Source organism: Candidatus Xiphinematobacter sp. Idaho Grape (assembly GCF_001318295.1).
Classification (GTDB): Bacteria; Verrucomicrobiota; Verrucomicrobiia; order Chthoniobacterales; family Xiphinematobacteraceae; genus Xiphinematobacter.
Window position 1 is genome coordinate 663,090 of record NZ_CP012665.1, and the last position, 25,140, is coordinate 688,229.

The window sequence follows — 25,140 nt, forward strand, 5'->3', positions numbered from 1 at the left end:
TGTGGTACAGGTTTCGATTATATGACCCCTCCAAAATACTTACCTGTGGAATTGACAGAGAAAATTTTGATGTCTATGGGGGGAGCACAGGTATTCCTTAAGGCAAGACGCCTATGTGCTGATAGTCTAATTAGTGAAGTTGCTTATGAGCCGCCGATGCTCAAGGGAAAAATTAAGATCCGCGGAAGGCGGTTCTTTTCTGGCTTGCTGGTCCGAAGCTCTGTTGATGTAGACAATCTATGCTCTTGCAAGGAATCACGTCTCTATGGAACCATCTGCGAACACTCAGTGGCCATAGGGTTAAGTCTACTACTTCCATCAATCCCTGCTACTCTACCAACTTCTACTCCCCTTTCTAGCCCAGAAAGTGAGGAAGATGAAGATGTAAAGAGCGAATTCCCACAAGTGGAACTATTCCTAGAGGGTTCACTTCATCATATGGAAGTTCAGCTCCGTTTTCATTATTCGCAACCTGGCTGTCGGAATCCTGCGGCAGAAAATACTGTCTTTGCAGAATTGTGTGCCTGGGGATTTGAGCATGGCAGAGGGTACATGCATCTTCGGGGAGAAGGGGCAATACTCAACTTTTATGCCGCAGGTCTTCCTAAATTACGTAGCAAGTGGAAAATCATAGAAGGAACGAGATGGAGTCGTATTGCTGCGAACCTTGTGTCCATTGAGCCTCACTTTGCCATCTGCAAGCATGCGAGTGGTTGGTTGGACTTTCACATTCATTACACAGCTGGCACAGAGGCCATTTTTTCCCAGGCAGATATGCAGAAACTTCTTGTGAGAGGACGTTCTTACATCCACCTAAAAAGCGGTAGTATAGCCACACTCAATGTGCCGGAGCTTACTGATATAGAAGAGGTGCTGCGGGATTGTAACCCAGTTCAGAGGGGTGGAGTGTGGCACATTCCTGCAATGTTTGCTCCCTATCTGCAGGATAGTACAGCGATGTGGTCCGGTATATCACCGACTATATCTCCAGTCGACGATACGCTGCGATTAGGGAACTTGGGGAGTATGAAGGGGCGTCTACGTCCATACCAAATCCGAGGGGTACAGTGGCTATTGGAACGATCGAGGGCTGGCCTTGGTGGCCTCCTTGCTGATGAGATGGGATTGGGGAAAACAGTACAGATACTTGCCATGCTAGAGTCTATAGGTGGACCTGCATTGGTAGTTTGTCCATCATCTTTGGTTTGGAACTGGGAGAGAGAAGCCAAACAGTTTTTCCCTGAACTAAGGGTGGCCACCATAAGTGGCCCAAAACGGGCAGCACTTTTTTCAAGGATTCTGGAGTATGGATTAAGCATAACAAGTTATGCACTCTTGCGACGTGATATAGATCAATATCGGAATATTGAGTTCTCCGTTATTATTTTGGATGAGGGCCAACACATTAAGAGCCCGGAAAGTCAAAATGCAAAGGCCGTTTATACCCTTCGCGCACAGAGCAGGTTTATCCTCACTGGAACCCCCATCGAAAATTCCATACAAGATTTGTGGGCCCTGTTCCGTTTTCTTCTTCCAGGATATCTAGGTCCACTGCAGTCTTTCAGGGATCGTTACGAAATCCCTCTTCTTGAAGAGGAGGGAAGAGACGATATAGCACGTCGTCTCTTCCGTCGTATCCAGCCTTATGTTTTGCGGCGGCTAAAGCAGGAGGTCTTAGACGATCTCCCCGATAAGATTGAAAAAGTGGCAGAGGTGGAGCTAAGCAGAAACCAAAAGGAAGCGTACGTGGCCTTTCAACTTGCCGCTCGAAGAAAGATTGATGCACTCATGAAAAAATCTGATTCTGATGCGGCCCGTATGTTGACCTTAACTGCCCTATTACGTTTGAGACAGCTCTGTTGTGATCTCCGTCTCATCCATCCGGAAGCTAGGGAATCCTCCTCAAAAATTGCAGCATTGCTAGAGCTGATGCAGGAGGTCATAGGCGGAAACCATCGTGTGCTAGTTTTTAGCCAATTTACTTCTATGCTGGACCTTATAGCGCTGGCTCTGGACGGAGAAAAAATCCGCTACTGTAGGCTGGATGGAACCACGCGGGACCGCAAAAACGTTGTTGACCGATTTCAAGAAGATTGTTCACTAACTGTTTTTTTAATCAGCCTTAAAGCAGGTGGAGTAGGACTCAACCTGACTGCGGCAGATACAGTGATTCACTTTGATCCCTGGTGGAATCCAGCAATTGAGGAGCAAGCTACAGCTCGTGCACATCGTATTGGTCAGAGACACACTGTGACTTCTATTAAGCTTATCGCGCGTAACACTGTTGAGGAGCGTATCCTACGTATGCAACAGGCCAAGAAGGAATTGCTGAGTGGGGTCCTTGACCTGGAGGGAGCGCTTAACCGGCTGTCACTTATAGAACTACGGGAGCTCATTGCTTAAAGTGGAAGAGGAGTCGCGATCATCCTTAGCCAGAAGGGTTCGCACCATCACTCTCCTAGAACTAGCTGTGGCAACCACCACCAAAAGTGTGTCAGGGATCTGGCGGCTAGCAGCGGTTTTGACTACGTGCTTTCTTGAAGAGAAACAGCGGCTCCTTATTCTAGGCCAGAATAAGCGTTACTATGCTTCCCGTGCCTGAAACAGGGAAATTTAGCCTCAATCCCTCCTGGTAGAAAGGAAGTGATGGAAAAAACTTGTGATCGGAACTGAGTACTACAGAACAAGAAGCTCTACTTGGGGGTGGAGACTTAACCTTTTTAGTGGAAGTAAGCGAGCTAGAGGTGTACCATGATTGCCTTTTTAGAGGGCATCTTATCCGAGATATTGCCTGCGCAGATTGCAATCAACGTGCATGGGGTTGGCTATCAGCTTCACGTTCCTACATCTATCATTTGTCAATTACCAAAGATAGGGGAAAAAGTGCGGATTTTGACCCACCTGCTTGTTCGGGAGGACAGCCATGTCCTTTACGGATTCATTTCTTCCGACGAAAGGGATCTTTTTCGACTTTTGGTACAACGTGTATCAGGTGTAGGACCCAAGTTGGCACTTTCTATCCTAAGTAGGATGAGCGTGGATGCCTTTAAGGCTGCTGTGATCCGTTCGGACCTGACAACTATTTCGTGTGTCAACGGCATGGGAAGGAAGACAGCTGAGCGGGTGATCCTGGAGTTAAGGGATAAACTAGGTGTAGTAGCAGAATGGGAAGAAGTCGGCCTCACTCACATAGATAAGCATGCTTCCGCCAATGCTAGTGATGCGGTCTTTGCTTTAATGTCCTTAGGTTATAGGAAACCGGAAGCTCGCCGAATGGTGTATCAAGTACTGAAACACTCGCATGGACTGGTTTCCTCAGAAGAGTTGGTCCGAAAAGCCCTTAAACTATAGTTCCGTGAGCGTAGAAGTACTGTCTAGGCAAGCAGCCCTTTGGAGGGCGGCACGTATTCGGGATGCTTTTCCGGAAGGAAGATTCTTTCACGAAAAATCGTGGAGAGTCTCTCCAGATCCCTTTCCATTGTCACCTTCTCTTTTGGAAGAAATCCATCAACTCGGAGATCGGCTCGCTCTTTTTATTAAAGCATGCAATTTGCTCTACCGCCTGAGTTGCGATGGAAGGAGTCCCCTATGGATTTCTGAACTACTGGATCGCGGAAAACCTCCAGGACTCGTTGCTTTCCAGAGAGAAAAAGTGTTCACCAACGATCTTCCTAGGGTATTGCGTCCGGACCTTGTCTTGACTAGAGAGGGAATTATTGCCACTGAGCTGGACAGCGTGCCTGGGGGTATTGGCCTAATGGCCTGTCTAAATGAGGTTTATGCGGATATAGGCATACCAATCTTAGGCGGCCGTGATGGGATGCTGAGGGCGTTTCGTAGCGTTTTTCCTGGGGGGGATATTTTGGTTTCGGAAGAATCAGGAGCTTATCGCCCAGAAATGCAGTGGTTGGCACAGCGGCTTAATAAGGATACGCTAGATGGAAAAAAGTTCCGGGTTTTTGATGCTGTCCCGAGGGGGGATTGGCAATCCAATGTATATCGCTTCTTTGAAAATTTTGACCTGAAGAATATCTCTGCTGCTGAGACTTTAAAAGCAAAGCTTCTCTCTAAAAAAATTTCTGTTACCCCACCATTGAAACCTGCCTTGGAGGAAAAGATCTGGTTTGCCTTGTTTTGGATGCAACCCTTGGAGCATTTCTGGCTACGAACATTAGGTAAGCGTACCTTTGTGGCTCTGAAAAAAGTCATCCCCTATAGTTGGATTGTTGATCCTACACCCTTACCGCCGCATGCAGTCCTCCCATACTTGGAGATCCAAGACTGGACTCGTCTAGCACAATTTAGTCAAAAACAACGTGAACTTGTTTTAAAGGTCAGCGGGTTCTCTGAACTCGCCTGGGGGTCACGCGGGGTTATTGTAGCTCAGGATATACCGCAAGAACGATGGTCCAAAGCCATTCAGAGGGCACTTATTGAGTTCGAGACTAATCCATGGATACTCCAAAGGTTTTATAAAGGGCGAATAGTGGAACACTCCTATGTAGAGGCGGACAATTCTATACATTTACTGCAAGGCCGGGTTCGTCTTTGTCCATACTACTTTACTACCTATGTACGTGTACCCCAGACAGTGCTTGGAGGAGTGCTTGCCACGATTGTTCCTGCTGACAAAAAACTCATTCATGGGATGCCTGAGGCCATTCTGGTTCCCAGCATCTCAGCCTAGTAATAAAGTTGACACTTGGCTTCTCTTAAGTAAAAGCAAGCCGGACTGGGGGTATAGCTCAGCTGGTAGAGCGTCTCGTTCGCAATGAGAAGGTCTGGGGTTCGAATCCCCATGCCTCCACTGATAGACTTCTATTCATCTGCGGGGATATTTTCCTGCTCATCACCTTTTTAAGAAACTGTACTGGAAGTAAGGGAAAAACCGGACCAGCATCCCCCCTTATTCTTTCCAACCTAGAAAGAATAAGGGGGGAGAATGCTTGGCAGGTGCTGCTAATCATGGGTAACTTCTCTGGCAAATATATTAGTTGTGCCGGCTGGAGATCTCTGGATATCTATGATGAGGAAAGGGCGGCGCTTCCCGCGAAGGAGGGAAGAGCCTAATTTTGGGGTGGCTAAGTGGGAAGGAAATTCGACAATGACGCGGACCTTTGCACAACGGTGATTTAGGAAGGAAAGTGGTCTCAAGCTTTGAGGGCGAAGTACGACTCGGTTGTGGAAAGAGGCAGTTACTCGAAAGCCACCTTTAAGGTAGACTCGTTCGTTCCAGAGTCTATGTTTTATGGGTGGTTGTAGCTCCGAAATATCCACTAGTCTCCCTAAAGGCATTTGACCTGCCCTATAGGTCTGCCAGCTTCCAGTAGAAAGATTGGTAAGTGGAGTAGTTACGGAAAAAGTTGGCAAAGAAGGGACATGAGAGGTAGAAGAAGAACTCAAGAAGAGATCTTCTGGTTGAGCTGAAGAGACGGAGGATGTGATCCCCTTCGAGGGATGTGTGCATTCCACCACTGGAGTAGGAGGTATAGCATCCGATTGAATTGGTGTTGCTTGAGTCATTTTTGTTTCCTGCATAAAAATAGGGAGTACGGTTTGTGCCTTTTTAGGTTGGACGTTCCGGGGAAAAGTAGGTGAGTGGTGAGAATAACTCTCTAGGGAAGCACCAGCAGTTTTCTCTGGTGGAGGTACCGGTCTTTCAATGCGTATGAGCTGGCCTTCTTTAGAAGATCCCGTTGTATTAGAGGTAAGAGTACGTGGAGGGGTGTCCTTTTTGTGAAAGGATTGAGATTTTGCTAGGGAAGTCTCCAGTTCAGATTGCCTGCGGTGGAGGCGATAGGTTCTACTGGCGGCTTCTATTTCTTCTTGGGAGAGAATTGGAAGACCTGCTCTAATATTGAGAAAAGCAGGGGGGGATAGAGAAAAGCTTCCGGGACCATGGTAGGAAGAGTAACTCCCGTAAAGGATCGGGAGAGTGGTAAAAAGCATACGTCCGTCCGTTGTGCGCTTTGCGTGGATTAATGCAGAAAGATCAAACCGCCTTTCTAGGCGGATGTTCAGCCCGGTGAGGAGGGTTCTCTGAAGAAGAGGTACTACCCGTTGTCTGGCAGTAAAGACACTCTCTAGTAGCACGCTCGGAGAGTCTATAGATTGGGCGAGGACAACTACACCAGAAGAGAAAAGGTTACGAGCACTTAGATCAAATGAGTCAAGGATGGTATAAGTCCCAACAACGTAGGGAACTAGATCGCGTGTTTCCTTGTAATTGCGGATAAAGTTGCGCAGCAACCGAGCATTAGCGCTATCTAGCACTCTAGGGCCCATTGCCCCATATCGTCGGGAGAGAGCCTTCGGATCTAAAAACTCCCCTTTTGGTGCAGTTGTCAGCTCGAATTTTTGGATATTCTCCAATTTTCTTAGCTTTCTAAGAGCCTCGTAACTTAGGGGTTTTTCCGGATATCCGAAAATGTAGTAACTTCCTAACCAGCAGAACACGGCGAATAATGTGAGGAAGAGAATAAAAACGGTCCAGGAGAATAGCCCATTCTTATCCCCTCTCCGCCGGCCGCTAATAGACAAATCGTCGCCTTCTTCAAGCCTCACGAGTTTTGCCATCCAAGTGCTCTTCAAGTTTGTTAGAGGACAGGGTTAACATCTCCCCTGCCTTCAAGCGTGGGCTGCCGGAAATAGCAGTAGTGAGATCTCTCGGCCAAGTCGCAGATGAAGAGAAAAACTATGAAGCTATCTCAGTTCCACACCCACAGCTGCGAGATGCCTGGGGATTTTGAATGTGGAAACCACTCCCGTTGAGGAAATCCTCGTAATTCAAAGTGCTCCCACTTAGATAAGGAACACCTTCCTGATCAACGAAAACACGACTCCCCTCGCATGTAAGGACCACATCTCCGTCCCCCTGGAAGCCCAGAGACATCACATACCCTAATCCTGTACACCAGCCACGCTCCAAAGAAATGCACAACCCCCTCCCACCAGCAGCTAGGAGCTCAGCAAGATGCCGAGCCGCACTTTGGCTCATCTCCACCATGCGGCCCAATCTAAGAACTATCGCACGCGGAAGTCAAATCATCTCATCATCTCATAATGGGTGACTTCGAAGTTTTAACAAGAGGAGCGTATCATGTCCAACTGTCTCCGATAATCGTCTTAAAAACCGCGGTTATAAAAGAGGCCTAGAAATTTTTGGCGCACACAGTTTGATAGCTACATAGCTGGGCGTGGCGCGTGTAAAGAAGTAGTCTCCTGTCTAATTAGGATTGAGAAGGATGTTCCTTCCTGCTAGGCAGGGCGGGCTAGAGCTTTTCCTAGAAAAGCGAACGGATGTTGGATTAGCAGTGTGAGGCACGTCTTTTGTGAAAATCAATTTTGGCCAAAAAACAGTGCAGTTTTTTCAAAAAAACCTATGGTCATGTCCCCTTAGAAAGGGGGCCAAGTCTGCTTGGCCCTTTCCTCAGCATTGCGCCACTATCCGAAAGCCCGGAAATCCAGGTTGTTTTTTGGACCTTTAGAGTAGAAGTACCTCACGAATTTTATGTGGTAAGGTCCTGGAGATATCTTATCAGCTGGTTTTGAACTGTGAGTTTTCAAAGTTCTTGCGTCATGATAGCTCTTCTGAAGGAAGGTTAGCTTGAGGGACGGTAAGGGAAGTTCTCTTAAGGCAGGGGTATACTCTAGTAAACTTTCCAGTGGTAAACTATCCCGTGAAACAACCAGCCGCTATCGTTATTCAGCACCTTACTCCAGAGCTGGATTGCGGAAAGTTTCCTCTAAAACGGGCAGTGGGAGGGGACCTTTGCATTGAGGCAGACATTTTTAAGGAAGGGTGTGGAGTTCTCAGGGCCGTCCTAAAGTGGCGATTTGTGGGCGAAAAAGTATGGAACGAGGGGATGATGTTTGCCCTGGAAAACAATCGATGGAGGGGGGCATTCCCCCTACTTAAGGTAGGAATGTGGGAGTATACTATCGAAGCATGGCAAGACGAGTTCCTTTCCTGGCAGCAGGAAATTTGTAAGAAATTCGATGGCGGCATGTATGAGCTCCGTAGTGAGGCTTTAGAGGGATCTCAATTTATAGAAACAGCTGCTCAGAATGCAGGTGCGACCACCGATGCTTCAATCTTGGAAAAGTTTTCCGAAACGGCTCGGCAAGCCAACACCGAACAGTTACATTCCCTCTGCAAGGATCCTAAGTTGATCGCACTGATGATGTATTGGGGAGAGCGATCGCTTTCTGCAGTGTTATTACCCACTCGAAGGGTGCGTGTAGATCGTCAAAGAGCGGTTTTCGCAGCGTGGTATGAGTTTTTCCCACGTTCAGCGGAAGGAAAAGCAGAGTCAGGGTCGACATTGCGAAATTGTCTAAACAGAATCGACGATGCGAAGGAAATGGGGTTTGACGTTGTCTACTTCCCACCGGTTCATCCTATTGGAGAAACTAACCGCAAGGGGAGAAATAATGCCCCAAGGTGTATGCCTGGAGATCCAGGAGTACCCTACGCAATCGGCAACTTCCGCCAAGGGGAAATGGGTGGTGGACATCGGGATATAGCACCTGAGTTGGGAACACTCAGGGATTTCGAATGGTTGGTTTCGGAAGTACATAAGCGGGGTATGGAAGTTGCATTGGACTTTGCCATCAATTGTTCTCCAGATCACCCTTATCTTCGCGACCATCCCGAGTGGTTTTTTTGGCGTCCAGATGGCTCCATTAAGTGTGCGGAAAATCCACCTAAAAGGTATGAGGACGTTTTTCCACTCAACTTTTACGCTAAGAATTGGAGGATTCTTTGGGAGGAACTATTTCAGGTGCTACTATTCTGGTGTGCCCGCGGGGTACTTATCTTTCGCGTAGACAATCCACATACAAAACCCATATTTTTTTGGGAGTGGATCATTTCCAAGGTTCAGGAGAAATATCCGCAGGCTATCTTTTTAAGTGAGGCTTTTACCCACCAAAAAATGATGCAATTGCTTGCAAAGGTAGGCTTTACCCAGAGCTATACTTATTTTACCTGGAGAAATACCAAGCGGGAGCTCATGGAGTATTTTACTGAACTTACTCAGTCAGAAATGAAGGAATTTTTTCGCCCAAACCTCTTTACCAATACTCCGGATATTTTGCCGTATTTTCTTCAGCGAGGAGGACGCGCTGGGTTTCAAATTCGTGCCATCTTGGCGGCCACACTGGCCACAGTTTATGGCATTTATAGTGGTTTTGAGCTGTGTGAGAATGCTGCGATTCCAGGTGGTGAGGAGTATCTGAATTCAGAAAAATATCAGTTTAAAGAGCGAGACTGGAATGCTCCTGAAAACATTAAGAATTACCTCACTGCACTTAATAGGATTCGCCGAGAAAATAGGGCGCTGCGTTTTTATGAAAGTCTCCGATTTTATCCCGCGGACAACGACCAAATTCTGTTCTACAGCAAATCTACTCCTTCCAAAAACAATGTCCTCCTTGTTGTGGTCAGTCTGGATCCACATAAGCCACAGTCTGCCTACGTCAATGTTCCTCTCGAGGAGTTTGGTTATGTGGAGCAGGACACTTATCAACTAGAGGATTTGCTCAGTGGAGAGAGATTTTCCTGGGCTAGGGATCAAAATTATGTGGCCCTGAACCCCTCATGCCCAGCGCATATATTGCGTTTACGGCGATGATCGACCTGGAAATGGGAGGTGTACTTAGCATTCACCCAATTTCATGTGCAACGAAATAGTCCCTTGACCCTAAAATGTATTAGGGTCCCATCTCCTCATTGGTTATAGCATTTAAAATCGTAAATCTCTCATGATGGAAGTTGGGGTCTGTGCGGAAGCTCAGTCGCACGGCGTAGTGGCGCTCAATATCTAGAAGCAGCTCTTCGTCCTCTGTACGTAAGCGACTCAGAAGATCGGGGTGCACGGTAATTCTAATTTCATGGACGCTGTTGACATGCCTGCGCATGACGGAGTGGATGGCTCTTTGAAGTTCGACGCTCATCGTTGTTGGACTCTTGACAGTGCCATGCCCGTGACAGTAAGGACAACCAAGATAGTGAACACTTGCTAAACTTTCTTTGGCACGCTGACGAGTCATCTCCATGAGACCCAATGGAGAAATGGGAAGGACATTCGTGCGTGCCTTGTCCCGCCTGAGACGTTCACGGAGTCTTTGGTAGACGGCCTGTTGGTCTCTACGGTTCTTCATATCAATAAAGTCTGCGACGATGATACCCCCAATATTCCGAAGGCGAAGTTGGCGAGCAATTTCATCCGCAGCTTCAAGGTTAGTTTGAAGAATAGTTTTTCCTATGTCCTTTGTCCCTTTATTACGACCTGTATTGACGTCGACGGCAATCATAGCCTCTGTTTCGTCAATGACAATATAGCCACCGCATGGCAGCCACACTTTCTGTAGAAAAGCTGCCTCAATTTGCTTCTGGACGCCAAAACTTTCAAAGATAGGCTGTTGTCCACTATAGAGGTGGACCTTATTGCGAGCACGTCTAGAAATATGTCCAATTAGGGTTTGCATACGCTCACATGCTTGCCTGTCGTCTAAGTATACGGCATCCACGCTATCTGTAAGGAAGTCCCGTACCGTACGGTCGATAAGATCCGGTTCTGATGAGAGTACGGCAGGGGCAGTCTTTTCCTCCATTCCAGTTTGGATTTGCTGCCATTGCTCTAGCAAGAGGCTTAAGTCACGCACAAAGAACCGCTCACGTTGTTTTTGTCCAATTGTGCGGATAATGAGGCCTATCCCTTCAGGAAGACGAAGTTTTCTTAAAATGGTGCGTAGACGCTCGCGTTCTCTAGGGTCTTCAATTTTGCGTGAAATGCCACACTGGTCGTTAAATGGCATAAGGACCAAGTAGCGTCCTGGTAAACTGATGTCCGTCGTAATTCTAGGTCCCTTGTTGCTGATAGGCCCCTTCCTTACCTGGACCATAATCTCTGAACCAACAGGGTAAATGGAGGGGACATCTTTGGCCGTGACCCTCTTACTTGCAGGGGGATTTTTTTCCTTTCCACCGCGGCTAATGGTTTCAACTCCACTGTCTAATGCTGCTGGGATAGCATCCCAGAACTGGAGGAAGGCATTTTTTCCAAAGCCAATATCGACAAACATAGCCTTAATTCCAGGCTCAATATTACGTACCTTCCCTTTGAAGATAGCACCAACGACGTTGCGTTCTGTTTCCCTCTCTGTAGAGTACTCCTCTAGGAGACCGCCCTCCAAAAGTGCGACGCGCTTTTCAAGCTTTTCGCAGCTCACAACGAGGATGATATCAAGTTTCTTTTTACCAAAACCAAGGAGGCGTTTTACTGATTCAATCATGGAAGATAAAGGAACGGCAGGAGCTGCAGACTAATCCACGCTGCTGCATGTAAAAGAATAGAGAAGAGAGTGAGCTCTTTCTCTAAAAACTAGTGCATTACGCTAGGAAAAGTTGCACAATGGCTGCGAGGGATGAGGGGCCTTTCCCCCTTTTTGTTGAACTCTTTCTGGAAAATCATAGTAAAAGCACTGACTCCCCCTTACTCTTACACGTCTTCCCTTGGGGGATGGAAGGAGTGTTGTGTTTCGGTTCGATGAAGGTTAGAAAATTTCCTGATTCTTGCTTTAAGCGGAGGTTGTTTAAATGCAGATCCTTCTATATCTGCCCCTTTATCCACTAATATCGGGTTGCGTGGCCTGTGTTGCCTTACTACCTGCAGCGTGTAGGCCCGGAGTGACTAGAGTTTTAGCAACTCCTTCGTTCTCAATGGTTTTAGCCCCTACGCTGGGGAGGGTGTCTTCAAAATCTACCGATTCAATTTGAGAAAAGTCCCCTTTAGCCGGACTCAGTGCAGTCAAGTGGGGCTCTTTACCGTTCTCCATAGCGAGAATATCCCCGAGGATTTTTTTTACGATGGGGGCAGCAACGCTACCACCAGACTGCGCCCCTTCTACCATAACGCACACAGCGTATTTAGGTTTTTCAAATGGGGCAAAGGCAACAAACCAGACCCGGTTGTCCTTAATGTGGTCACGCCAAAATTGAGCAGTCCCACTCTTGCCAGCCACAGAAACATTTTGCACGCGTACTTTCCCTCCTGTACCCCTCTTGGAGTTGACAACTCTCCACAGGCCATCACGTACTAACTCAAAGTCCTCTGGTCGTATCCCTCCATTTTTATCGAGAAGATTTGTTCGAATAACCTTAGTAGGCTCTCTAGTAACGATGCAGTCGTTTGGGGAAACAACGCGGTCAATTAGGCGAGGGTAGTAGGTGATGCCGCCATTAGCGATCGTTGCAGTAAGGAGGGCCATTTGAAGGGGAGTAGTGAGCACGAAACCCTGACCGATAGATGTGTTGGCTGTATAACCTGTGGACCATCTCTCTGCAGGATTGAGAGTGGAAAGCCACCCTGGAGTAGGGAGGAGGCCAGAAGATTCTCCGGCAAGAGGGATTCCGGTTTTTTGCCCTAGCCCGAGCATACTTCCAGTCTGCACAATTTGATCGATGCCTGTGGCGTTTCCATACTGGTAAAAAAAAGCATTGCAGGAAACTTCTAGGGCCTCGGAGAGAGTAAGGATTCCGTGGGAGCGCAGGTGCTTCTGGACAACCCAACACTGCATGTATTTATTCCCATATTGGATGCCACCGGTACAAGTAAAAGGCTTGTGTCCGAGCCTTTTAGAAAGACCGGCAAGTGCGGTGACAATCTTATAGACAGAACCAGGAGCGTAAGCGCCAATGGAGCGGTTGATCAATGGATTTGTGGGATCAGCAATCAGAGTGTTCCAGTCCCTTGCACTAATTGCGGGAATGAATTTATTTGGATCAAAGGAAGGAACTGACACCATAGCGAGAACATCTCCGCTGTTGGGATCCACTACCACAGCAGCGCCCCTACCGACGGCGCGCATGGCTTTTTCCGAAATATATTGGATGCGGGCATCAATGGTAAGGTAGACATCACTCCCACGCTTTGGGACAATCGTACTGACTTCTTCCTCAGCAACACCCCCTCTTATCTTGCTCCGAAGTACGCGTATTCCAGGAGTACCTTTTAGCCACTCATTCGCATAGAGTTCAATCTGAGATTTCCCTTCTATATCTGGCTGAAAGAAAGAGAATTTAGAGGCTTCCTTCCGATTGATATGGCGCGGCATGCCTACATAACCTAGCACGTGTGCCGCCATGGCCCCATAGACATAACGACGAATAGGCTGCATGGCGACTGTTACTCCTGGTAATGTAGCATTATTTTCGCTAAGGCAGGCCACAGTATCGAAATCGATATCCCGGCGGTAATGAAAGGGAATCTCGACGCTACCCCGATAGTGTGTCTGGAGTTTGTCGAAATTGAAACTGTGCATAAGTCCAAGGTCTTCCAGTCGAAAAATAAGCATTTGCTTGACAACAGCGACGATATCATCCTCGGTCAGATCCTTGATCATATTGCCTATAGCAGCTCGATGACTAATCTGGGGCGGGTGGCCATAGATTTGTTTGTAGGCGCGCACTACAGCAGGTAAGTAGAAGTCCATATCAAAGCTGGCTCGGTTTTGGACTAGCGGTATTCCGTTGCGGTCACGAATTTCCCCACGTACAGCTGGAATCCGTATAGTAAGCTTGGAGCGTGCGTCAGTACGCGCACGGTAATCAGCTGATTTGATGATTTGAATATACCACAATTTTGTAGTAACTGCGCCGAGCGCGAGGAGAATAATGGCAGCTAGGAAGTATAATCGGAGTTTTGTCCGCTTCCGGTTCATAAAGAAGTCTTTATGGTTTCTGGCCTGTCTGCTTCCTAGGAAACAAGGTGGTTTCTAGGACCGCGAAGGGGACCCCTATTACGGGGGAGAGCAGGAAGGCTATCATAGCGGGAAGGCAGACCTTCCAAACGACGGTTGTATTGAAAATAATGCCGTCTCTGTGTAGAGCGATCGCGATGTAGTGGAAAGAGAGCAGAGAAAATGTACATACGGCACTTAAGAAGGGGTGCAGCCACCACACTCCTCGCAGGAGTGTCTTATCTCTGACGTGTTGTACAAGTGCACCTAGTACGGAGTAGGCAAGAATGGACCAGCCTATCCCGATTTCAATCGTTCCACTGACTACCTGGAAGGTGGAGAGATCAGTAAAAAACCCGGTGAACGCTGCCAGTACTAGCATGGCGGAAAATGGAAGAGAGAGGGCACCATAGGTAAATAAAATGGGCGTGAGCAGGATGTGCGTGGGTTGCAGGCCATTCAAAGGTGGCAAACAATCTTGGATGATGAAAGAAGACAACGTGGAGACAGAGAAGATAATAAGCAGAGATATAGACCTCATCTGGTCCCTTTTGCTATGACGAAGACATCCTTATCTTCCAGATGAGAAAGATCAACGGCAGGCTCCAGCTGTGCCTGGCTATCTAGTTCTCTAGAATGGACACACCTAATAGTCCCTATAAGGATTCCAGGAGGGAAGATCCCCCTACTGACCCCAACGGTATAAACCCGCTTTCCAGATTCGATTTGGGCATCCTTGGAGAGGAAATTTAACTCCAGGAGTGTAGAGTTGCTGGTAGAGATCCGATGACCACTGGTGATACCCTTTTCCCGTGTTCCTTCCACTGTGGCAGCCACCTTACAATTTTCATCTGTGACAAGCAAAACAGTAGAAACGCCCTTTCCGACGGTGATAACTTTTCCTACCAATCCAACTTCCGTAATGACAGGCATGTCTAGCTCGACCCCATCTTGAAAGCCATGGTCAATTAGGATAGTGCTCCACCAGATAGAGGCGCTGTAAGAGATTACACGAGCAGGGACCAAATGAAAAACGGAGCGCTCACGATAAGCAAGTGCACTACGGAGCTGGTTGTTTTCCTCTTGCAAGCTCTGCATCAGTTTGACAGTAGCACGGAGCCTATCTCTCTCTTGAGAGAGAGTGCTTATCCGTCGTTGCAATTGGGTGGGCGTAGACAGAGAGGACTGTGAGTAGAAGAAACCAACAAAAGTTTCCTTAATTGTCGCAACGGTCTTCATTACTGGAGAGAGAAAAGAGAGGAAGTTAGACTGCATTTTCTGGACAAGTACGGCCCGCATATTGGTCAGCGTTAGTACGGCTGGCAACACGAGTAAAAGTAGGGCGACGTGAATCTTTCTCATTGCACCGGCCAGTTTTTTCTACGAAACGGCGGACGAGGCTGGTGGGTAAGCTATATTGACTGTCTCCACTGAGATTTGTCTGTGGAGGCAACTGCACGCAAAAAACTGAGTTCCTGAAGAGCTTTTCCTGTACCTTCGGCAACAGCACTCAGGGGATCTTCTGCAATATGAACAGGAAGGGCAGTTGCTTCTGACAACAATTTATCTAAACCTCGGAGTAGCGCCCCTCCACCGGCAAGAACTAAACCACGGTCTACCAAATCTGCAGAAAGCTCAGGAGGACAGCGTTCGAGTGTAATGCGCACGGAATCCACAATCGTAGCAACAGGCTCAGTGAGCGCTTCTCGGACTTCCTGTGAAGAAATAGCGATAGTCTTTGGAAGTCCTGCCACCAGGTCACGCCCTTTGACTTCCATTGTCGTCTCTTTATCCAGTTTATAAGCTGACCCAATCCTAATCTTAATTTCTTCTGCAGTGCGCTCCCCTATCATAAGATTATATGTACGCTTCATGTATTGGGAGATGGCCTCGTCAAGCTCATCTCCTGCAATGCGTACACTCCGGCTGAGGACGATACCAGAAAGGGAAATTAGAGCAACTTCGGTAGTTCCGCCCCCAATATCGACAATCATGTTCCCAGCAGCATCCTGGACGGGCAATCCTACTCCAATAGCGGCTGCCATTGGTTCTTCTATGAGATAAACCTCCCTGGCGCCAGCATGAGTTGCAGAGTCCTTGACGGCGCGTTTTTCCACCTCCGTTATGCCGCTCGGTACGGCGATTACTACTCGTGGACGCACCATGTATCCTCGATTGTGTACCTTACTAATGAAATGCCGCAGCATTTCCTCAGTGATTTCGAAATCAGCTATGACACCGTCTTTTAGGGGACGAATGGCAACAATATTACCAGGAGTCCTCCCCAACATCCGCTTGGCCTCATCTCCTACAGCCAACACCTTGCTCGTTCCTTGGTGAACAGCTACCACGGAAGGCTCGCGCAAAACTATGCCACGATCCTTCGCGTAGACCAGGGTGTTGGCTGTGCCCAGGTCAATCCCGATATCATTGGAGAAAAATCCCAGTAACTTATCAAACATTTTCTTCTTTTAATCAAAAAGCATACCGGTGAAGCGATACGGGCACCACCTGAGAGGTATATGTCATTTTTCGGAAGAAGTTCCTTATTGGAAGCTAATAGCGTCAGCGATTGCTTTGCCCATCTCCGAGGTTCCTACTTTTGTCGTGCCTTCTGTCCAAATATCTGCAGTGCGAAGTCTCCCCTCGGTAATAACGGAACAGACTGCATTTTCAATAGCAGTCGCTGCCGCAACCGCTGATTGAGAAGTGCTAAAAGAGTACCGTAAAAGCATGGCTACGGAGAGAATTTGAGCGATAGGGTTAGCAACGCCTTTCCCGGCAATATCAGGAGCTGACCCACCACTAGGTTCGTAAAGCCCAAATCTTCCCTGGGGGGTAGCTCTGGCACTCAGGCTAGCACTGGGGAGCATGCCTATAGAACCGGCGAGCATAGCAACTTCGTCGCTTAGGACATCCCCAAACAGATTTTCAGTGAGCAGCACGTCAAAGTTACATGGATTTCTAATTAGCTGCATAGCAGCGTTGTCTATGTAGAGATGATTAAGAGAAACGTCCGGATAATGAGCGGCGACATCATCCACTATGCGGCGCCAGAGTACTCCATTTTGGAGGACATTTGCTTTGTCAATTGAGGTAAGGTGTCTAGACCGTAACAGAGCCGCGTCAAAAGCAACTTTGGCGACGCGGCGAATTTCGCTCTCGCGGTAGACCATGGTGTCAACGGCAACTCTTTCCCCCTTTTCTTCACTAATGCCCTTTGGTTCTCCAAAATAAAGTCCACCAGTTAATTCTCGGACACAAAGGATATTAAATCCTTTCATGACAATACGTGGATGAAGAGGAGAGGCATGAGCAAGAGCAGGAAGACAGATAGCAGGGCGTAAATTGGCAAATAGGGAAAAGTGTCTGCGTAAGAAAAGCAATGCAGCCCTTTCCGGTTGTCGTTCTGGTGGGAGGAAGGCCCACTTTGGCCCACCTACTGAGCCAAAAAGAATAGCATCCGAAGTCTCGCAAGCCTGCAAAGTTTGGGGGGGAAGAGCAACTCCAGTTGCATCAATAGCAGCACCTCCAACCAATTGCCTGGTCAACTTCAATCGAAGTCCAAAGTGAGACTGTACTTTGTAGAGCACGCGAAGAGCCTCCTCCATAACTTCCGGACCAATACCATCACCTACAAGAACTGCTATTTGAGCCGTCATGCAATATGGTAGACTTTACTTACAATTTTTCATGTTCTACTACGTCTTCCCTTGCAGCCTTAATCAAGGCCTGGATTTTTGACGCTGATTTATACCCAAGATCGTCTTCAACGCCGCTAGAGACGTCAACCGCAAAGGGATGTACCATAGAAACAGCCTTCCTAACATTTTCTGGGCGTAGCCCTCCTGCCAGAAGGAAACGCTTATGTGGAAAGGCATGAATCACACGTTTAGCTAGGGAAAGATCAATGAGCATTCCTGTACCGCCATAAACCCCACTAGGAGAATCGGCATCCAGTAAAAGATAAGGAGTTGGGAAAGAGCGTACTTGCCTTTCGGTAAGTTCATAGCTACTTACCCGTATAGCTTTGATCCAAACGGGGAAACCGGAGTTTCGGCAAAACTCTGGAGATTCGTCCCCATGAAATTGGATGGCATCGAAAGCGCAAGACGCAAGGAGAAACTGAAGTTCTGCAGAAGTAGGATTTACGACTACGGCAACACGCGCCACCTTGCGCGGTAATGTGGATAATAGAGACAAGGCGGACCCTGGAGAAAGGAAGCGCTTGGAAGATGGAAAAAAATTGAACCCTAAAGCGTCTGCTCCCGCATGAATAGCGACCTTGGCTTCTTCGGAGGTTTTCAACCCACAAATCTTAATTTGAAGCTGGCTATGAGAAAACAGAGGCATCAGTAATTAGCATAGCAATGAAGTAATCCAAGTCACGCCTGGTGAAAGGCAAAGCAGCTTTTTATTCTATGGTGCAGAACTTCTGGATTCTCCATTGACCTTAGGAGGAGAGGTGGTACCTCCGTGTATTTCTCCTTTCTCTCAATTATCTCAACCGTGTCCCATGGCGGGACTGCGTCATGGGTCGTCAACTATGCGGGCGTCGGCACGTTTAATGGTAGAGTGGTGTCTAATGACGTGGACATGCCCATCACTACTAGTACTAGTGCGGAAAAATAGGCCGAGCATCCAACTTATCGAGCTGATGAGAAAGGATCCAAGAAATGCGCTCCAAAATCCCTCTATTTGAAAAGAGGGAAATAGCCAGGAGACAAAGCTTAGAAGCAGTGCGTTAATGACAAAGATGAAAATGCCCATTGTAAGTAGGATAAAGGGGGTACTTAGCAATAGTAGAACCGGGCGCACGAAGGTGTTTACAATCCCAAGAAGTAAGGCAGATCCTACTAAGGTACTGAGCGAGCCTACATGCATTCCAGGAACGATGATTGAGGCAACATAAACGGCGACTGTCGTGATGACCCACCGGATAATGAATGCTTTCATTAATAAAAATAAAAATTGGAAAACAGCTGGAACGCTCTGGGGTATGACCGCGTCTTCTGCACCCCTTGCCTTTCCATTATACCCAGCCGTCAGCTCAGCAATCAGACTGATTACAATGTAGCCATGGCACTAGGCTTTACTAACACTGGGGCGGAAAGCCAAGCAAAAGTGCCCGCTTGGTTCTGTTTATTCCCCTACAGAAAAAGGAAGGAAAAAGTCGAGCCCTCTCCATTCCATATCCATAAAGCCCGGCTGACATTGTAGAGCGCTATGACGCTGCCCAACAATTGACTGAGGTGAGTCACGGCTAATTTTTGCCAGGGTAAACTCCATGGTACTTATCAAGCGGCGGCATGAGTCATGTTCTCAGGGCGAACAATATTATCAAACTGTTCCCCGCTTAAATAGCCAAGTGTCAAGGTAGCCTCGCGGAGGCTAAGATTTTCTTTGTGAGCTTTCCTGGCAATTTGGGCGGCTTTATCGTATCCAATGACGGGATTTAAGGCGGTGACTAGCATGAGAGAGGTTTGGACGTAAGCATCGATGCGTCCGTTGTTAGCCTCGATGCCAGAGGCACAGTAACTGCTGAAAGAGCTACCAGCATCCTTGAGCAGTCTGACAGAGTTAAGAAAGTTGTGGATTATAACTGGTCTAAAGGCGTTGAGTTCAAAATTGCCCTGGCTACCGGCAATTCCAATGGCAGTATCGTTTCCTAGTACTTCTACTGCTACCATGGTCAAAGCTTCGGACTGGGTGGGGTTTACTTTTCCTGGCATAATAGAGGAACCCGGTTCGTTTTCAGGGATGTTCAATTCACCGAGGCCGCAACGTGGACCAGATGCAAGCCAACGGACATCGTTGGCGATCTTCATGAGAGTGCAAGCAAGAGTTTTGAGGGCGCCGCTAGCAAACACCAGCTCGTTATGGGCAGAAAGTGCAGCAAATTTGTTGGGAGCAGAAAAAAAGGGAAGTCCAGTAAGTACTGCAACATGGTGAGCGGCAATCTCCCCAAAGAGAGGGTGAGAGTTTAGCCCAGTTCCTACGGCAGTACCTCCAATCGCTAAAGCATATAGACCGTGAAGCACGGCCTGCAACCGCTCTAAATCCGTCTCAAGTAGAGCAACGTAACCAGAAAACTCTTGGCCTAGGGTTAAAGGAGTAGCATCTTGCAGGTGGGTACGCCCAATTTTAACAATACCTGAAAATTTCCTCTGCCTTTCAGCAAGTATGTCTCTTAACCTACGGACCATTGGAAGCAAGGCATTGTGTACCTGAGAGGCAGCCGCAATATTCATTGCAGTTGGAAAGACATCATTAGAAGATTGCGACAGATTTACGTCATCATTGGGATGGATTGGTTTTTTGGAGCCAAGCACACCCCCGTCTATTTCAATGGCACGGTTAGAAACTACTTCGTTTACATTCATATTGCTTTGCGTGCCACTCCCAGTTTGCCAAACCCGCAAGGGAAAATGACTGTTTAGCTCCCCGGAGATAATTTCGTTCGCTGCTTGGATGATGAGACAAGCCTTTTTCTCAGAAAGCTTTCCAAGCTCTCGATTGGCGAGAGCACAAGCTTTCTTGAGAATGCCTAAGGCCTTGATTAGTTCTTCGGGCTGAACCTCTTTGCCAATATTAAAGTGGATAAGTGAACGGGCGGTCTGCGCCCCATAGTAACGGTCAGTTGGAACGTTAATTTCCCCTATGCTGTCGGTTTCAGTACGATAGGCAGTGGTATTGTTAGACATAGCGATATTGAGAGAGATGACAATGCTCAGGCAGCTCCCTACCCACATGGTTATTCCCTGGGAGGAAACAGCCTTTTGGTAACGAATTGGAAGGTCGGCTCCTCAGAAGTAGCTGATCGACAGCGAGGGTATTATCATATCGACTGGAAAACAAGTCGAGACACAATGTATCTCCTTCTTCCAGTGGAGTCTCCAATTGATTTGGAGCGTTTTGATCCAAAACACATATCTCGCCCTAACTAATAATAATAACCAAACTAAGTTCCTTGCTAAGGCTACTAATTGCATCTTGCACCACTAAGCTGGATGATATAGAGGGTGGAAACGATCAGATGCCGATAGTGTGGAGGAACTCAAACAGAAGATGCGAGGTAAGAGGGGTCATTGGGTCTTCTCTAGGAGGTTTTCCAGGTCGGCGTGGGCTTTTCCACTTCCGCTCTCTTGGAGGCCTGTTTGACCTGTGTTGACTAGAAAGGATGCCAGCGGCAACACCATCCTTATAGGCGTTATCGTCCTAGGGCGGTTTGGTAATTGGGGCGCTTACTCGCCAGTGGGTGCCTGGTCAGAAAGATGCGAAGTGTTGCTCAGAAATTGATAGCAGTTAGGGAAAAACTGGTCCAAGCGGCCCGGAGGTCTAGAAGGAATCCGGACGAGATCACCCTGGTAGCTGTTTCTAAGACGCACCCAGCAGGCCAGGTTCAAGAGGCCGTCGACATCGGACAGCAAGTGTTTGGAGAGAGTTATCTCCAAGAGGCTTTGAAGAAAGCGTCTATGCTTCCTAGTTATCTCAATTGGCATTTAATTGGACATTTGCAGACCAATAAAATCCGAAGGGCACTAGGGTTGTTTAGTCTGATACACAGCGTGCACTCTCTAGCACTGGCCAGAAATATTGATAAGATAGCCAGAGAAAAGAATGTTCTCCCATGCCTCCTTTTGGAGGTTAATGTTTCCGGTGAAACATCTAAATTTGGATTTACTCCAGCAGCCTTAGAAGCTTGCATGGAGGAACTGCTGGCTTTGCAATGCATCCAAATCAATGGACTAATGACCGTAGCGCCATATGCTCAAGATCCGGAGGATTCTCGCTCTTTTTTTGCTCAACTTCGGGAATGCCGAGACCGCCTGGCCAGACAGACTGGCACACCACTAGGAGCACTCTCCATGGGGATGAGCAGTGATTATCAGGTAGCAGTAGAGGAGGGAGCGACTTTAATCAGAGTAGGGAGTTCTATCTTCGGAAAGCGGCATACTCGTTAAGTCCCCTTTTACCAGTCTATTAATTCAACTATTGCTCAGCTCTCTTCTCTCTTTGAGTCTAGTCTCAAAACCGCCTAGCCGATAGTTTCGCTACTAGTTTTCTTTGCTTTTCTCAGGCAGATCTGTTTCGCCTCACGAGGCGATTTCGCACTTCCTGTTTGCTTTTTCTTGAAATTGGACTTTGCGTGTCTGGCTATCTTGTTTAGCTAAGGTCGATTGTTGTCATTTTCATGATTAGCCGGCTTTTAAAAATTCTAGGTTCTAGAAACCAGCGGGAGCTTCGTCGGATGCAGCCCCTCATTTTACAATGTAATGAGGCTGAACGAAAACTACAACTTTGCTCAGATGAGGCACTAAGGGAAAAAACGACTACCTGGAAGGCACATTTTTCCGCGATTCAGTCTCCTCGTCACCTGGCAGCTGACCTAGAGTCTATTTTGCCAGAAGCCTTTGCGGTGGTAAAAAATGCAGCTCATCGCCTTTGTGGGCATTCCTTTACTGTCTGCGATCAACCAGTGACCTGGAATATGGTGCATTTTGACGTGCAGCTTTTAGGAGGAATTGTTCTTCACCGAGGACGCATTGCAGAAATGTCTACAGGAGAAGGAAAGACGCTGGTAGCCACGTTGCCAGTCTTCCTTAATGCATTGGCAGGACGTGGTGTTCACGTTGTCACTGTCAACGATTACCTAGCTAGGCGGGATGCAGAATGGATGGGCCAGCTTTACCAATTTCTTGGATTAACTGTTGGCTGCATTCAGCACGACCAATCTCTGGAACTCCGGAGGCAACAATATATTCGAGATATTACATACGGGACTAATAGTGAGTTCGGCTTTGACTATCTACGAGACAATGGAATGGCAACTAGCAGGGCAGAACAAGTACAACGAGGACACTATTATGCCATCATAGATGAAGTAGATTCTATCTTGATTGATGAGGCACGTACTCCTCTCATTATTAGCGGTCCGGCTACCATTTCAACCCATCAGTATGATCATCTCAACCCACTGGTGGAACAACTGGTACGGAAGCAAACCATGCTTTGTAATCACTTAGTTTCTGAGGCTAAAGCAGCCGTGGAAATCAAGCATTTCGAAGAAGCTGGTAGAATTCTCTTCAAAGTAAAGCTAGGACAACCTCGTAACAAGGGGCTTTTGAGGATGATGGAAAGTCCAGAACTACGGCGTGTGGTTGAGAAAGCGGAACTTTCCTTTTATCAGGACACAGACGGCAAGAAACGCCTAATTGAACTGAAAGAAGAACTCCTTTTTACTATCGATGAGCAGCAACACGATGCAGACTTAACGGAGAAAGGACGCAACTTTCTTGACCCAAATGACGGCGATGCCTTCATGTTACCCGATCTGTTGACGGAATTTGCGGACATCGACGGTAACCATCAACTAGATGAATCAGAAAAAGCCAACAAAAAGGCTCAGTGCCAACTTTACTGCAACGTCCAAGCCGAGCGGATCCATAATATTTCCCAACTACTCAAAGCGTACTGTCTCTACGAAAAGGATGTTGAGTACGTGGTCGAAGAAAATAAAATCGTTATCGTTGACACATTTACCGGACGCAAGATGCCTGGTCGTCGATGGAGTGATGGGTTACATCAGGCAGTAGAAGCAAAGGAAGGAGTTCAGATTGACCGAGAGACACAGACCTTAGCCGCTATTACTATCCAAAATTACTTCCGTTTGTATGAAAAGTTGTCTGGCATGACTGGTACAGGAGAAACGGAAGCCAATGAGTTCCACGATATCTACCAGCTGGACGTGATAGTTATCCCTCCCAACTGTCCTGTACAACGGAGGGATTTAAATGACCGTATCTATAAAACACGTCGTGAGAAATATAGTGCCGTAGTTGAGGAGATTAGAAGCGCTCACAAGCGGAAGCAGCCTGTCCTTGTTGGCACAGCGAGTGTGGAAGCTTCTGAATTAGTGAGTCGCATGTTAAAGCGGGAGGGGATCCCGCATACTGTGTTAAACGCAAAATATCATAGGCAGGAGGCGGAAATTATTGGTCATGCGGGAACAGCTGGGGCAGTAACGATTTCCACGAATATGGCTGGGCGAGGAACAGATATCAAACTTGGCCGGGGAGTAGGCAGTCTGGGTGGTCTGTATGTCATTGGTACAGAACGTCATGAATCCCGTCGAATTGACCGGCAGCTGCGAGGTCGTTGTGCTCGGCAAGGAGATCCTGGTATGTCCAGATTTTATGTGAGTTTTGAAGATGACCTCATGCGCAATTTCGGAGCTAGCGAGCGCATGACAAAAATGATGGAAACTTTCGGCATGAGGGAGGGAGAGGAGCTAGAACATCCCCTGCTAAACAAAAGTGTAGAAACTGCACAGAAACGTGTAGAACAACGCAACTATCTGATTCGACGCCGCACGCTAGAATTTGATGACGTGATGAACCAACAAAGAGAGATAGTTTACAGCCGTCGTAACGAAATTATGGATGCAGAGGATTTGCGTGCAATGATTTTCGAGATGATGAGCGAAGTAGTGTCGAAGAAAGCGGGGGAATTTGCAGCAACAACAGAGGATGCTGACATCTGTGGCCTTCTTAACTGGATTCACACAACATTTTCGCTCGGCTTATCTGTAGAAGAGGCAAACTTCTCCTCTCGGTCTTTTGAAGAAAACAGTGTGTGTCTAGCAAAACGCGTTTGTGATGCTTATGAATGTCAAACGATGACAGAAGATCCTCTGGAGATGAGAGAGTTGGAGCGTCGTATTATGCTCAGTACGGTGGATCATCTTTGGCAGGAGCACCTATATGCCCTGGATGGACTCCGAGAGGCAGTATACCTCCGTGCGTTTGGACAAAAGGACCCATTAGTTGAATATAAGAATGATGCCTACACCATGTTTGTGGAGATGATGGACGCCGCTAAGGTGGAGATCTTGGTTAATCTCTTTCGGAACTGCTTTGTTCGTCCCTCTACGGGACCCCTTTTGTCTCGTAGAGACCTGATAGAGAGAGCTGCATTTGTCAGTTCTCCAGTTTTTTCCTTATCCACCTCATCAGTGTCTCAGGACGGAGAGCAATTCCCTTTTTACGGAGAAGGAGGCACACACAAGGTAGGGAGAAATCATCCCTGCCCTTGTGGGAGTGGTAAAAAGTTTAAAAACTGCTGCGGACGTCAAAGTTCCTTTTCAAATGAAGGGCAGAACTGTGTCTAGAATGGCCCAAATAACCTTAACCTATAGTTCTCCGAGGTATTTCGGCAGACGTCCCGTGATTGTTGAGTTGATCTGGTCAACGGAATCTATGAGGTTACTTGACTAGCTTTCTTGTTAGAAACAAGTTCTTGCGTCCTTCGGATCCAAGAGAAAATAGGCAGATAGCAGGCTGAAGAGGATGGCTATAGAAAGAGGCATGATTTCCCTTGTGTACCCGAATAACGAGT

General features: G+C 47.5%; 17 protein-coding genes and 1 tRNA gene. 7 read left to right on the forward strand and 11 right to left on the reverse strand.

Going from position 1 to position 25,140, the window contains the following annotated elements; genetic code table 11:
* Window positions 1–21: 21 nt before the first annotated feature.
* The 4 genes from AMD24_RS03130 (at window position 22) to AMD24_RS03150 (ending at window position 4,807) form a co-directional block, all read left to right on the forward strand.
* Entirely contained in the window at window positions 22–2,403 is a 2,382-nt protein-coding gene (locus tag AMD24_RS03130; protein ID WP_062100619.1) for a DEAD/DEAH box helicase, read from the forward strand.
* 348 nt (window positions 2,404–2,751) lie between these two features.
* Window positions 2,752–3,351, forward strand: a complete 600-nt coding sequence (gene ruvA / locus AMD24_RS03140) for a Holliday junction branch migration protein RuvA (protein WP_062100621.1) — start codon at window positions 2,752–2,754, stop codon at window positions 3,349–3,351.
* A 4-nt stretch (window positions 3,352–3,355) separates the two neighbouring features.
* Window positions 3,356–4,687, forward strand: a complete 1,332-nt coding sequence (locus tag AMD24_RS03145) for a hypothetical protein (protein WP_235503177.1) — start codon at window positions 3,356–3,358, stop codon at window positions 4,685–4,687.
* Window positions 4,688–4,734: 47 nt separating this feature from the next.
* Window positions 4,735–4,807, forward strand: a tRNA-Ala gene (locus AMD24_RS03150).
* Between the two features lie 152 nt (window positions 4,808–4,959).
* On the opposite strand, the gene AMD24_RS03155 is transcribed toward AMD24_RS03150, so the two are convergent.
* A complete protein-coding gene (locus AMD24_RS03155; RefSeq protein ID WP_148565189.1) occupies window positions 4,960–6,564 on the reverse strand; it encodes a hypothetical protein in 1,605 nt (534 codons plus the stop codon).
* Between the two features lie 130 nt (window positions 6,565–6,694).
* Window positions 6,695–7,006 carry a HesB/IscA family protein gene (locus tag AMD24_RS03160; protein WP_062100624.1) on the reverse strand — a complete coding sequence of 104 codons (312 nt, stop codon included), beginning with the start codon at window positions 7,004–7,006 and terminating at the stop codon, window positions 6,695–6,697.
* A 673-nt stretch (window positions 7,007–7,679) separates the two neighbouring features.
* Between AMD24_RS03160 and AMD24_RS03170 the strand changes: the two genes are divergently transcribed.
* Entirely contained in the window at window positions 7,680–9,635 is a 1,956-nt protein-coding gene (locus AMD24_RS03170) for an alpha-1,4-glucan--maltose-1-phosphate maltosyltransferase (RefSeq protein WP_082383081.1), read from the forward strand.
* Window positions 9,636–9,714: 79 nt separating this feature from the next.
* Here the strand turns inward: AMD24_RS03170 and AMD24_RS03175 are convergent, their stop codons facing one another.
* The 9 genes from AMD24_RS03175 to fumC form a co-directional block, all read right to left on the reverse strand.
* Window positions 9,715–11,298 (reverse strand): Rne/Rng family ribonuclease, encoded by a 1,584-nt coding sequence (locus AMD24_RS03175; RefSeq protein WP_062100627.1) that lies wholly within the window; start codon window positions 11,296–11,298, stop codon window positions 9,715–9,717.
* A gap of 330 nt (window positions 11,299–11,628) precedes the next feature.
* On the reverse strand, window positions 11,629–13,725 hold the full coding sequence (mrdA, locus tag AMD24_RS03180; protein WP_062100628.1) for a penicillin-binding protein 2: 2,097 nt from the start codon (window positions 13,723–13,725) through the stop codon (window positions 11,629–11,631).
* Between the two features lie 10 nt (window positions 13,726–13,735).
* Window positions 13,736–14,284: a hypothetical protein gene (locus AMD24_RS03185; RefSeq protein ID WP_158404374.1), complete on the reverse strand. Its 549-nt coding sequence runs from the start codon at window positions 14,282–14,284 to the stop codon at window positions 13,736–13,738.
* Complete coding sequence (gene mreC, locus AMD24_RS03190) at window positions 14,281–15,105, reverse strand: rod shape-determining protein MreC (protein ID WP_082383040.1); 825 nt, start codon at window positions 15,103–15,105, stop codon at window positions 14,281–14,283. Before mreC ends, AMD24_RS03185 begins: the two co-directional genes overlap by 4 nt.
* 50 nt (window positions 15,106–15,155) lie before the next feature.
* Window positions 15,156–16,205, reverse strand: a complete 1,050-nt coding sequence (locus tag AMD24_RS03195; protein ID WP_062100631.1) for a rod shape-determining protein — start codon at window positions 16,203–16,205, stop codon at window positions 15,156–15,158.
* Window positions 16,206–16,289: 84 nt separating this feature from the next.
* A complete protein-coding gene (gene leuB, locus AMD24_RS03200) occupies window positions 16,290–17,405 on the reverse strand; it encodes a 3-isopropylmalate dehydrogenase (RefSeq protein ID WP_062100632.1) in 1,116 nt (371 codons plus the stop codon).
* A 19-nt stretch (window positions 17,406–17,424) separates the two neighbouring features.
* Window positions 17,425–18,096, reverse strand: coding sequence for a phosphoribosylanthranilate isomerase (locus AMD24_RS03205; protein ID WP_062100633.1), 672 nt, complete (start codon window positions 18,094–18,096; stop codon window positions 17,425–17,427).
* Window positions 18,097–18,273: 177 nt separating this feature from the next.
* The gene (locus AMD24_RS03210; protein ID WP_062100634.1) at window positions 18,274–18,699 is read right to left on the reverse strand and encodes a phage holin family protein; all 426 of its coding nucleotides are present in this window, start codon (window positions 18,697–18,699) and stop codon (window positions 18,274–18,276) included.
* Between the two features lie 341 nt (window positions 18,700–19,040).
* A complete protein-coding gene (gene fumC / locus AMD24_RS03215; RefSeq protein WP_062100892.1) occupies window positions 19,041–20,447 on the reverse strand; it encodes a class II fumarate hydratase in 1,407 nt (468 codons plus the stop codon).
* Window positions 20,448–21,017: 570 nt separating this feature from the next.
* Between fumC and AMD24_RS03220 the strand changes: the two genes are divergently transcribed.
* Together AMD24_RS03220 and secA are read left to right on the forward strand one after the other, a co-directional pair.
* On the forward strand, window positions 21,018–21,707 hold the full coding sequence (locus AMD24_RS03220; RefSeq protein WP_062100635.1) for a YggS family pyridoxal phosphate-dependent enzyme: 690 nt from the start codon (window positions 21,018–21,020) through the stop codon (window positions 21,705–21,707).
* A gap of 230 nt (window positions 21,708–21,937) precedes the next feature.
* Window positions 21,938–24,913: a preprotein translocase subunit SecA gene (secA, locus tag AMD24_RS03225; RefSeq protein ID WP_062100636.1), complete on the forward strand. Its 2,976-nt coding sequence runs from the start codon at window positions 21,938–21,940 to the stop codon at window positions 24,911–24,913.
* Window positions 24,914–25,140: the final 227 nt, after the last annotated feature.